An 11,658-nucleotide genomic window follows, 5' to 3' on the forward strand; every position below is an offset into this window, starting at 1 on the left:
TCGCACCATGACCGTTACCGACTCTGAAAACCTGCTGGTCAGCCTGGACCTTCCCGCCCAGGCCACTGCGCTTCCCTGGTGGCAAGACCGCCTGGCCCCGCAGGTGGCCACCTTCAACCCGGTGTCCGGCGAGCTCCTGGGCAAAACGTCGGCGGATCCCAGCCCGCTGGAGCCGGATGTCTGGCTCATCCCGGCCCACAGCACCCTGGACAATCCGCCCGAGCCGAGCGCCGGCCTGGTCCTTGTACGCCGTGATGAAGCTTGGATCGAGGTTGAGGATCACCGCGGTGCCACCGTCTACCACACTGGCACCGGCGAGCCACGCCAGTGGGCACTCCTGGGCCCCCTGCCCAGCGATTACACCCTGGTGGCGCCCCTGACCGAATTCGACACCTGGCAGGACGACCACTGGCAGCTGGATGAGGTAGCGAAATTGGCCGCGGCCAAGGCCCTGGCCACCCGCAAGCGCGCCCTGCTGCTGCAGTACGCCAGCAACCAGGTCAACGCCCTGCAGGATGCCGTGGATCTGGAGATCGCCACCGAGGCCGAGACCAAGGCGCTCAAGTCCTGGAAGACCTATCGGGTACTGCTCAACCGCGTGGACACCATCGGCGCCGTCCCGGCCGAAGGCGACTGGCCGGCAAGCCCAGATCCGGACGCAACGGCTGGCTATCTGGCAGCGAATACATAGATGGCGCCGGCTGTCGCGGTTATGCCAGCGCAGGGTTGTGGGCAGCTGGTGATAGGTGCAAGCCCTAGCCTATCTTCAGTGCTCTGCTAGCAGGGAAGCCAAGAATGCGCACCGTTGCCCACCACGCCAAGAATTTCAGACGCGAATTTCGCCTAATACCCAGCTTCGTTTGGGGATCGCGAATCTTCATTCTTTTCGCCACGGCGATGCTGCTTGTCATCCTTTCGATGGCGTTTTTCTTCTATCACCACGTCTACCTGCAGCTTCCGACCTACGCGAATCTCTCCTACTGGACCCTCTTCTGGGAGATGCCGATGCTGCTAGGCCTCGCCCAGATCCTGATAGAGGTTGACCGTCGTCGCTTCGCCCGAAATTACCCGGGTAAGAGAATCTTGGGCATCCGGCAGGCAATGGCGGCAACGGATCGCGCAAAGCGGCGAATGATCTCCGAGCACTTTGCTGGCCGTGAAGACTTTGCCGAGGTGGCCAAAGAGCTCATCGAACAATGGGAATGGCGTCAGTCACTGGAGCGACGCGCCGGTAGCCCCGCGACCCTTCGCACCCGTCACTTTTTCAGCCTACCGAGTGCAGGTAATTTCGCGACGTATCTTGGTGGGCTTCTCGCCGTGATAGCGGCTGTGGTCGTGGCCCTTATCGACAAGGAAACCTTCTACCCTGCGCTTCCAACGCTCTGGTCGGACTTTTCCTCCGCCTACTCGGCAATGTTCCAAATCATCGTCGTGCCGATAGCCGCGTGCATCCTGCCTGCCGCGTGCATTCTCGATATGGTGACCGGGTTAGGGCATCGAGTGGTCGAGCGCGCCAACGACGACTATCTCAGCGATGCGAGCTTTTACAGATTCATCAAGGAACTGGTTCTACTCGAGGAGCACAAACAACGCCGCGGGCTGATGACCACCACTGGCTGGGCATACTGGTCCTTCCGGATCGGCACGGCTCCGCTTCGCGACGTACCCCGCTTGTGGCGAAATAAGCGCCGATCAGTAAGGCTGGCGAAACGACGCCGGTCCCACGCCTGACAGGCGATACAGAAGCGCTTTCCGCCCACCATCCAGGGCCACATCGAGTGGATTTGTAGCGCCCAACCCTACAAACCCGGCCCCGCGACCCGCGCGCGCGGATCCGCCAGCCTGTGCAGCGTCACCTACCCACCTGCGCAGGCAACCCCTCATGGCTGACTACCATCACGGCGTGCGTGTCCTCGAGATCAATCAGGGCACCCGCTCCATTTCCACCGTTTCCACCGCCGTCATCGGCATGGTCTGCACCGGCAGCGATGCCGATGCCGCCGCATTCCCACTTAACACCCCCGTCCTGTTGACCAACGTCCAGGGCGCTGTCGGCAAAGCCGGCACCAGGGGCACCCTGGCCAAGTCGCTGCAGGCGATCGCCGACCAATCCAAGCCGGTCACCGTCGTGGTCCGCGTCGAAGACGGCGCCAATGCGGCCGAGCTGCAGAGCAACATCATCGGCGGCGTCACCAATGGCCGTTATACCGGCATGAAGGCCCTGCTCGCGGCCAAGGCCCAGCTGGGCATCACGCCGCGCATCCTGGGCGTGCCCGGGCTCGACACCCAGGCCGTCACCACCGCGATGGTCGCCATCGCCAAGCAGCTGCGCGGCTTCGTCTATGCAAACTGCAACGGCTGCGCCACCAAGGAAGAGGCCGTCGCCTATCGCAACCAGTTCGGCGCCCGTGAGCTCATGCTCCACTGGCCGGACTTCCTGGCCTGGTCCACCGCCCAGAACGCCACCGTGACCGCCAATGCCACCGCCCGGGCCCTGGGCCTGCGTGCGCAGCTGGACCAGAGCACCGGCTGGCACAAGACCCTGTCCAACGTCGCCGTGGAAGGCGTGACCGGGATCACCAAGGACGTCTTCTGGGATCTGCAGAACACCGCGACCGACAGCGACTACCTCAACGGCAACGAGGTGACCACGCTGATCAACCACGACGGCTATCGCTTCTGGGGCTCGCGCACCACCAGCGAGGATCCGCTCTTCGCCTTCGAGAACTACACCCGCACAGCCCAGGTGCTGGCCGACACCATGGCCGAGGCGCATTTCTGGGCCAATGACCGCCCCATGCACCCGAGCCTGGTGCGCGACATCGTCGAGGGCATCAACGCCAAATTCCGCGAGCTGACCCGCCAGGGCTACCTGCTCGGCGGCGAGTGCTGGTACGACGCCGATGCCAACGAGAAGGAGACGCTCAAGGCCGGGAAGCTCTTCTTGGACTACGACTACACCCCGGTCCCGCCGCTGGAAGACCTGACCCTGCGCCAGCGGATCACTGACCGCTTCCTGGTCGACTTCGCCAGCCGCGTCAACGCCTGATCCCTACCCTGAACATCCGGTGCCCCCTGGGGCGCCCTCTGGAGATCTGCCCCCATGGCCATGCCCCGCAAACTCAAGAACATGATGCTTTTCAACGACGGTCACTCCTACCTGGGCGTCGCTAAGTCCTGCACCCTGCCGACCCTCGGCCGCAAGATGGAAGCCTTTCGCGGCGCCGGCATGAACGGCCCCGTCAAGGCAGACCTGGGCTTCTCCGACGACGGCATCCAGCTGGAGTGGACCCTGGGCGGCCTGGACCTCACCGCCCTAAAGCAATTCGGCGCCGTGGGCGCCGCAGCCGTACCCCTGCGCTTCACCGGCACCTACCAGCAGGACGACACCGGCGAAGACACCGCCGTCGAGATCGTGGTCCGTGGCCGTCACGAGACCATCGAGATGGGCGAAGCCACCCCGGGCGAGGACACCGAGCACAAGATCACCACCTCCTGCAGCTACTACAAGCTGATCGTGGCGGGCGCGACCGTGATCGAGATCGACCTCCTTAACTTCGTCGAGACCGTCGGCGGTGAAGACCGCCTGGTCAAGCAGCGCGCTGTCCTCGGCATCTGATCCCTCTCTTTCCGGCCCGCTCCGGCGGGCCAGCCCTAGCCTATTACCTGGAGTACCACCATGAGCGATACCACCCAAGACAACGTCGTCGTCCTCGATCAGCCCATCACCCGCGGCGAGACCACCATCGCCCAGATCACCCTGCGCAAGCCCAACGCCGGCGAGCTGCGCGGCGTCTCCCTGGCCGAACTCCTGCAGCTGGATGTCGCCGCGATCATGCGCGTGACCCCGCGCATCAGCATCCCCAGCCTGACCGAGAGCGAAGTTCGGTCCATGGATCCGGCCGACCTGGTCGACGTCGGTGGGAAGATCGCCGGTTTTTTGCTCAAGAAGTCGGTCAGGGCGGAGCTCTCCCCGTCCGCGTAGAGGAAGCGATGGCGGATCTCGCCATCACCTTCCACTGGCAACCGGCCCAGCTCGACCAGCTGGGCCTGGCTGAACTGATGGACTGGCGCGAGCGCGCCCGCAAACGAGTCGCCCCCGATGGCCAATGACCTGCAGATCCGCGTCCTCCTGTCCGCCCTGGACAAGGTCACGGCTCCCCTCAAACGCATCGCCGGGGGCGGCAACGCGACCGCCCGGGCGCTCAAAGCCGCCCGGGACCGGGTCAAGGAACTCAACCAGCAACAGCAGGACATCAGCGCCTACCAGCGCCAGCGCGAGGCCGTTCGCCAGAGCGCCGAGGCCCTGGCGAAGGGCCAGGAGAAACTGCGGTCCTACCGCGAGCAGCTCAAGGCCATAGACGCCCCGTCCGCAGCCTTCCAGAAGACCTTCGCCAACGCGGCCGCTGCCGTCGACAAGCTCCAGGCCAAGCACACCGCCCAGCGCACCGAACTGCAGCGCCTGCTGCCGATCATGCGCGCCAGTGGCGTCGATACCCGCGACCTCGGCGGCGCCCAGGCGCGCCTGCAGGTGCAGATCACCAGCGCCAATGTCGCGATCGACACTCAACGGGGCAAGCTCGATCGCCTCAATCGCACCCAGGAGAAGTTGGCCCGCGCCCGCGGCAAGCTCAAGCGCGGCCAGGAGCTGGCCGGGAATGCCGCTATGGCCGGAGCCAGCTCGGCTGCCACCGGCGCCGCGATCGGCGGCCCGGTGCTGGGCATGATCAAGGCCTTCGCCCCGGCCGAGGATGCGGCCACCCAGCTGCGCGCCTCGCTGATGCTGAGCGACGGCACTGCCCCTAAGGAATTCAAGGAGATCTCCGACCTGGCCACGCGCCTGGGCGATCGCCTGCCAGGTACCACAGCCGAATTCCAGGAAATGATGACCATGCTGGTGCGCCAAGGGATGTCCGCCAAGACCATCCTCGGCGGCATGGGCGAGGCTGCTGCCTACCTGGGCGTCCAGCTCAAGATGCCGGTCACTGAGGCGGCCGAGTTCGCCGCCAAGATGCAGGACGCCACCCGCACCAGCGAGAAAGACCTCATGGGCCTGATGGACACCATCCAGCGCGGCTTCTACCTGGGCGTCGACTCCAACAGCATGCTGGAGGGCTTCAGCAAGATCAGCCCGGCGCTGGACATCATCAAGAAGGAGGGCCTCGAGGCAGCCAACGCCCTGGCCCCCTTGCTGATCCAGCTCGACCAGACCGGCATGGAGGGCGGCGCCGCCGGCAACGCCCTGCGCAAGATCTTCCAGATGGGCATGGACACCGACAAAGTCGGCAAGGCCAACAAAGGCCTTAAGGACAAGGGCATCAAGCTCGACTTCACCGACGGCAAGGGCGAATTCGGCGGCATGGAGAAGCTCTACGCCCAGCTGGACAAGCTCAAGGGCCTCAACACTGAGACCCGCCTGGGTGTGCTGAAACAGGTCTTCGGCGATGACTCCGAGACCCTCACCGCGCTCAATACCATGATGTCCAAGGGACTGGCCGGCTACCAGGAAGTCCAGGGCAAGATGAAGGCCCAGGCGGACCTGCAGATGCGCGTCAACGAGCAGCTGGGCACCCTCTCCAACACCTGGGAGGCGGCAACTGGCGCCTTCACCAACGCCCAGGCCGACTTCGGCGCCGCCGTTGCGCCCCAGCTCAAGGAAATCATCACCTGGCTGGGTGACCTCGCTGGCAAAACCGGCGCCTGGGCCCGCGAGAATCCGGTCCTCGCTGGCAACTTGGTCAAGGTGGCCGCGGTGCTGTCTGCCGTGTCGATCGCCTTCGGTACCGTCGCCCTGGGCGTCGCCGGCGTGCTTGGCCCCTTCCTCGCGCTCCGCTTCATGCTCGCCCAGGTCGGCATCCGCCTGCCCAGCGTGTTGGGCCTGCTCTTCAAGCTGGGCAAAGGCGCTTTCCCCCTGGTAGCGGCTGGTCTTCGCATGATCGGCGCTGCGGCGATCGCCAACCCCATTGGCGCTGTCCTGTTCGGACTGGTCACCGCCGGCGCCCTGATCTACGCCAATTGGAAAACAATCGGTCCGTGGTTCGCAGGGGTATGGGCAGAGATGAAGGCACGGGCCACGGGTGGTATTGCTAGCATCGCTGGGCTGATCCTGGACTTCTCGCCGATCGGCCTCTTCTACCGGGCCTTCGCCGCCGTGCTGAATTACTTCGGCCTGGAACTTCCCACCCGGCTGACCGAGCTCGGCGCCGCGCTGCTCAATGGCCTCACAGCGGGCGTCAGCGGCGGGATCGGCGCCATCGCCCGCAAGATCATCGACTTCTCCCCCGTCGGGCTCTTCTACCAGGCCTTCGCGGCCGTGCTGAACTACTTCGGCTTCGACCTCCCGGCCAAATTCACCGAACTCGGCGGCATGATCATGGACGGCCTCGTCCGCGGCATCACCGGCCGCCTGGGCGCGGTGAAAGATGCCGTGATGGACGCCGGCCAGAGTGCGATCAACTTCTTCAAGGAGAAGCTGGACATCCACTCGCCGTCCCGCGTCTTCGCCGCCCTGGGCGAATACACCATGCAGGGCCTGGCTCTCGGCATGGGCAAAGGCGAAGGCAGCCCCCTGGGCCAGATTGCCGACACCGCCAAGCGTATTGCAGCTACGGCAACGGCGGCGCTGGCCCTCGGCGGTGCTCCACAGATGGCAGCAGCCCAGCCACTGCCATCTGCCCAGCAGCAACGGATGGAGGCGGTACGCCAAGTCACCCAGCAGACGGCACCTATCGCCCTGGCCCAGCCGGCCGGTGACACCATGCTGCTGCAGCGGTCGATGGAGGCGGTACGCCAGGCCATCCTGCAGCCGGCAGCGGCTGCTGTCCTAGACTTTCCCAAGGATGCCTCGCCGCTGCAACAGCAGATCGAGGCGGTACGCCAGGCCACTCTGCAGCAGCCGGCGCGCGAGCCGATCATCTTTGATAGCCGACCTGCCTTGCTGCCTGTGGCTCCTGCTGCTCCAGCCGCCGGAGACACCTACAACTTCACCATCAACGCTGGTGCCGGTATGGACGCCCGGGCGATCGCCCGTGAGGTTCAGGCCGCCCTGACCCGCATCGAGAGCCAGAAGGCCGCCCGCAGCCGCAGCAGCCTCAGAGACAGGACCTGATCACCATGATGATGGCCCTCGGCAACTTCATCTTCAGCCTCTACACCCTGGCCTACCAGGAACTCCAGCGGCAGACCGACTACCGCCATGCTGCCAGCTCCCGCGTGGGCGCCGCGCCGGCGCGCCAGTTCCTGGGCAAGGGCGACGACAGCATCACCCTCCCCGGCTGGCTCGCCCCGGAGCTCGCCGGCACGCCCAGCAGCCTGGACGTGCTGCGCTACATGGCCGGTACCGGCGGCGCCTGGCCGCTGATCGAGGGCAGCGGGCGGATCTACGGCCTCTGGGTCATCGAGAGCATCACCGAGACCAAGACGCTCTTCTTCCAGGACGGCACCCCGCGCCGCATCGAATTCAGCATCGCCCTCAAGCGTGTCGACGACGACACCGGCCGCGAGCTGCTCGGCGTCGGTATTGCCGGCATGGGTACCGTGCTGAGGAAGCTGCTGTGATCCAGGAACTGCTCGATACCGCCACCGGCCAGCTGCGCACCCTCGGCCGCGACCTGGTCCAGGGCGCTACCTATGCCCAAGCGCGCTACCAGATCCTGGTCGACAGCAAGGACATCAGCGCCCTTATCGCGCCGCGGCTGATCAGCCTGGATCTGACGGACAACCGCGGCCTCGAGGCCGACCAGCTGAGCCTGGTGCTGTCCGACCACGACGGCCTGCTGGCCATCCCGCCCCGGGGCGCCAATATTCGCCTCTGGCTGGGCTGGTCCACTACCGGACTGATCGACAAGGGCAGCTACATCGTCGACGAGACCGAACACAGCGGCGCTCCCGACGTGCTGAGCATCCGCGCCCGCAGCGCCGACCTGCGCAAGGGCCTCAAGACCAAGCGGGACCAGAGCTACAGTGCCACCACCCTGGGCGCCGTGCTGCGCGTCCTGGCCGCGCGCCAGGGCCTCACCCCGCTCATCGCGCGCGACCTCGAGGCGCAGAAGATCCTGCAGCTGGATCAGACCGGCGAATCGGACGCCAACCTCCTCACCCGCCTGGGTGAAGACTACGACGCGGTGGCCACCGTGAAGGCGGGCCGGCTGCTGTTCCTCCCGGCCGGCGGTGGCAAGGCGGTCAGCGGCGCCGACCTGGGCCACGTCACCCTCACCCGCCAGGACGGTGACCAGCACAGCTACCTGCAGGCCGACCGCGAGAGCTACGACGCCGTGCGCGCCTTCTACTACGACGTCAACAGCGCCAAGAAGCAGGAGGCCATCGCCGGCGGCGGCGAGAACGTGAAAGACCTGCGCCACACCTATGCCGACGAGCTCTCCGCGCTGCGCGCCGCCCGGGCCGAGTGGAACCGCCTGCAGCGCGGTACCGCCACCCTCACCTACCAGCTCGCCCTGGGCCGGCCTGAGCTCATGCCCGAACTCACCTACACCTTGCAGGGCGTGAAGACCGAGATCGACGCCATCATCTGGTACGGGGGAAACGTGCAGCACAGCCTCACCGCGGACGGCGGCTACACCACGCGCCTGGAGCTGGAAGCCAAACTGCCGGAGGACCTGGTCGCCGACCTGGTCGACGAGATCCAGGGCGATTACACCGGCATCATCGCCTACTACCGCGACCCCAAGACCGGCGAAGAGCACACGCTCACCGAGGGCGACCAGAGCAAGCCGCGACGGCTCCACCACCTGTACGCCACAAAGGCAACGGCGAAGCGTGCTGTAGAAAGAGAATGGAGAAGAATGCAAGAATCGGCTACAAAGCGATGAGGGGGTTAAGAGATAAAATGCTAAGGAAATTGTATCTATCACACGTTGCTAAAATTTTAGAAGAGTTCTTGGACAGCTGGTACGCGCACCCGCCAGCACTGTGGACAAAGCCTATGGGTAACATGCCCGCTGTTACTATCTTCTTGGTCCAGGATCACCGCCGACTTTGGTGCCAGAAAATTAGCGGACTGGAGATAAGCGGAACTTGGACTGAAGCAGATAGATCATACGAGGGGTCGATATCGATTCAAGAAGCCAGCCTCTCACGCTTTACTATTGACTCTCCATTCGGCCACATTGAAGGTATAAATCTTCTCAATATCTATAAACTTCAAAAAAAATTAAGGAATTTTATTGATAGAAGAAAAATCGAATACACAACTGAAATGGTACGAAGATATTCATATCTAGACTCAATCAAAACGAAACCAAAACCTCAACTTGAGCTTGTAAAGTTAATTTTCGACAAATACTGCGACACCGGACCTATTCCATTTAGCGCTAGGGACTCGCTCATCCTCATATATGGAGATGAGTGGTCTTACAGTCATAACCATTTTGACTTGGAAAATAAACAAAAATTCGTACTAGACTCTCTTGTTGACGAAAATATTTTAGTCAAAGTCCAAGAAAACTATCTTGCCACATCAAAAATTGTCAAAAAACTCGAAGAGCTCATGGCTGACTACGAGCAAGGGGAAGAGAAACGCGACGCTCAGACGAGGACGTTCATGCTCCAAGAGAGATCCGTAAAGACCGCACGATATGCTTTATATGCGGCGATCTTTTCCGGCGTGGCAGGCGCTACAAATGCAGCAATTACTATATTTAAACTATTTGATAGTTAACGCAAATTAATTAAGAGCTTTCCATTTGAGGAAAATTTTTATATTTTAAAAATTAAGAAACCTCCACCATATCCAACTCATATATTTTTGGATTTACCAACGTATCGTAGAACCTACAATTATAATGTAAATGGCCTTCAATCGCTTTACGAATCCTAATTTTATCGCCCACATTCATCCGACAACCGAACGTCACTGAAACAACACTTTCGATCGGAAAATCGAACAGATGAAAGTCGCCAATGCTATTAGACTTAATTGATGAAGCATCCTCCAGGGCCATGAACATTCTCCACTCCTGCTCATAGGCCCAGTGATGACTTTTCGTAAGCAAAAGCTCTGTACCATCAGAGTTTTCAAAAAACAAAATTGGACGTTCCTGCGCGTATAAAACCTTCCGCAAGTGGCGCAACTCATCCACTTCTGTTCGCCGCTGATTAAAAAACTCATGCTGATGGTCGAACTCAACAACGAAGCCACTGTGAGAACCGGCATAATGAGCCCACATGAGCAGGTTGTTTGGCGTTTCCGTGAGGCATAAAACTCCTATTGACGCCGACATTCTTTCATAAATCTGAACCTCTAACGCTGGCAAATTATCCTTTAAATCTCTGACCATCTTATCCATTTGTCCAGCCGCAATCTCCAGCATCATCACCATCGCCTGATCTTTCGGCAAATTTATTTTCTGCCAATCAGGCAAGTTATCGTACTCAGCAGAAATAATACCAGGAAGAGACTTCAATAAAGTCGCCTTCATCTCTTCATCTGAACGATATAACTGCATGGGCGCCTTCAATTCGAAAGGATCATTTAAGTTCTTAGCACTTGAAAAACATATCCTTGCACTTTCGACAACATCTATGCGCTCTGGGGGAAAATATTTATAAATCCTCACCATAACCTCCATTTAAATATCTGAGATACTCCATCTTCAAACCCGATCAAGCCGCAAGCAGCACGGACACTCATCTTACTCAACGCCACATCTAATCATTAAGCGACTATACCGCTTGCGGCAACTCCCCCCACCGCGTCGTATACCCTTGCGACAACAGCTCCCGCCGCATCTGCCACCCCGGATCGGCGAGCACCCGACCCACGTGCAGCGCCGCCCTGCCGTACCGCGCATTGATCCGGTCCACTACCTGCATCAGTTCGCTGGGCCGCCCCTGCCCGGCCGGGGCGAAGAGATCAGGCGTGAACTCGTCCGTCTGGACGATGCCGCCCAGCACCACAGCGCACTTCGAGTAGGCGTAGCCCTCGCGATAGATTGGGTCCAGTCCGGCCAGCGCAGCCTGCACCAGGATGCGGGTGTCGTCGGTTGGGTGAGCCAGTTGGATGCCCAGGCTGCGGTAGTAGCGGCGGTCCTCGAGCTCGTGCTGGCCGGTCTGCACGCTCACCAGCAGCGTGGAGCACAGCGAGCCCTGCTCCCGCAGCTTCTCGGCCGCCCGGGTCACGTAGGTGGCCATGGCTTCGCGCAGCGCCTCCAAGCGATACACCCGATGGCCGAACATCCGCGAGCTGATGATCTCCTTCTTCAACGGCGGCGCCTCGTGCAGGCGCATCCACTGCTCGCCGCGTAGCTCACGCGCCGTGCGCTCCAGGACGCGGGAGAATTCCTTGCGCAGCACGCGTAGGTCCGCCCGGGCCAGATCCTGGGCGGTGGTGATCCCGAGCCCCTGCAGGCGAGTGGTCAGCTTGCGGCCCACGCCCCATACATCGCCCACCGGCGCCAGCGGCAGCAGCCGCCCCTGCCGAAGCGAATCGGTGAGATCCACCACCCCGCCGGTCGCGCGCCAGGTCTTGCCCGCCCACTGGGCCAGCTTCGCCAGCGTCTTGGTGGTCGAGATCCCGACGCCGACCGGGATGCCCACCCAGCGGTGCACCCGCGCCTGGATCCCCCGGCCGAGCGCGTCGAGGTCGCCCGGCATACCGGTGAGATCCGCCCAGCATTCGTCGATGGAATACACCTCCAGGTC

General features: G+C 62.1%; 12 protein-coding genes. 10 read left to right on the top strand and 2 right to left on the bottom strand.

Annotated elements, in window-relative coordinates; genetic code table 11:
• The first annotated feature begins 7 nt into the window (after positions 1 to 7).
• From PSEK12I1_RS23650 to PSEK12I1_RS24570, 10 genes are all read left to right on the top strand, one after another.
• Positions 8 to 691 carry a tail fiber assembly protein gene (locus PSEK12I1_RS23650; protein ID WP_051399090.1) on the top strand — a complete coding sequence of 228 codons (684 nt, stop codon included), beginning with the start codon at positions 8 to 10 and terminating at the stop codon, positions 689 to 691.
• A 104-nt stretch (positions 692 to 795) separates the two neighbouring features.
• Positions 796 to 1,731 carry a hypothetical protein gene (locus PSEK12I1_RS24765; RefSeq protein ID WP_177323747.1) on the top strand — a complete coding sequence of 312 codons (936 nt, stop codon included), beginning with the start codon at positions 796 to 798 and terminating at the stop codon, positions 1,729 to 1,731.
• A gap of 151 nt (positions 1,732 to 1,882) precedes the next feature.
• Positions 1,883 to 3,049, top strand: coding sequence for a phage tail sheath protein (locus tag PSEK12I1_RS0109805; RefSeq protein WP_027601411.1), 1,167 nt, complete (start codon positions 1,883 to 1,885; stop codon positions 3,047 to 3,049).
• 54 nt (positions 3,050 to 3,103) lie between these two features.
• Entirely contained in the window at positions 3,104 to 3,619 is a 516-nt protein-coding gene (locus tag PSEK12I1_RS0109810; protein WP_027601412.1) for a phage major tail tube protein, read from the top strand.
• 60 nt (positions 3,620 to 3,679) lie between these two features.
• Positions 3,680 to 3,985: a phage tail assembly protein gene (locus PSEK12I1_RS0109815; RefSeq protein WP_007162926.1), complete on the top strand. Its 306-nt coding sequence runs from the start codon at positions 3,680 to 3,682 to the stop codon at positions 3,983 to 3,985.
• An 8-nt stretch (positions 3,986 to 3,993) separates the two neighbouring features.
• Entirely contained in the window at positions 3,994 to 4,113 is a 120-nt protein-coding gene (locus PSEK12I1_RS24320) for a GpE family phage tail protein (RefSeq protein ID WP_027599411.1), read from the top strand.
• Positions 4,103 to 7,108 (top strand): phage tail tape measure protein, encoded by a 3,006-nt coding sequence (locus PSEK12I1_RS0109825; RefSeq protein ID WP_027601413.1) that lies wholly within the window; start codon positions 4,103 to 4,105, stop codon positions 7,106 to 7,108. Before PSEK12I1_RS24320 ends, PSEK12I1_RS0109825 begins: the two co-directional genes overlap by 11 nt.
• A 5-nt stretch (positions 7,109 to 7,113) precedes the next feature.
• On the top strand, positions 7,114 to 7,557 hold the full coding sequence (locus tag PSEK12I1_RS0109830) for a phage tail protein (protein WP_027601414.1): 444 nt from the start codon (positions 7,114 to 7,116) through the stop codon (positions 7,555 to 7,557).
• Positions 7,554 to 8,828: a phage late control D family protein gene (locus tag PSEK12I1_RS0109835; RefSeq protein WP_027601415.1), complete on the top strand. Its 1,275-nt coding sequence runs from the start codon at positions 7,554 to 7,556 to the stop codon at positions 8,826 to 8,828. The genes PSEK12I1_RS0109830 and PSEK12I1_RS0109835 overlap by 4 nt, the downstream gene beginning before the upstream one ends.
• On the top strand, positions 8,792 to 9,676 hold the full coding sequence (locus PSEK12I1_RS24570; RefSeq protein ID WP_155951358.1) for a hypothetical protein: 885 nt from the start codon (positions 8,792 to 8,794) through the stop codon (positions 9,674 to 9,676). The genes PSEK12I1_RS0109835 and PSEK12I1_RS24570 overlap by 37 nt, the downstream gene beginning before the upstream one ends.
• A gap of 52 nt (positions 9,677 to 9,728) precedes the next feature.
• Here the strand turns inward: PSEK12I1_RS24570 and PSEK12I1_RS24125 are convergent, their stop codons facing one another.
• Entirely contained in the window at positions 9,729 to 10,586 is an 858-nt protein-coding gene (locus tag PSEK12I1_RS24125; RefSeq protein ID WP_081737468.1) for a DUF2971 domain-containing protein, read from the bottom strand.
• A 94-nt stretch (positions 10,587 to 10,680) separates the two neighbouring features.
• Positions 10,681 to 11,658 (bottom strand): DUF4113 domain-containing protein (locus PSEK12I1_RS0109845; protein WP_027601416.1); only part of this gene is annotated, 978 nt, incomplete at its 5' end.

The sequence above is a fragment of the Pseudomonas sp. MOIL14HWK12:I1 genome (genome assembly GCF_000510705.1).
GTDB classification, from domain to species: Bacteria; Pseudomonadota; Gammaproteobacteria; order Pseudomonadales; family Pseudomonadaceae; genus Chryseomonas; species Chryseomonas oryzihabitans.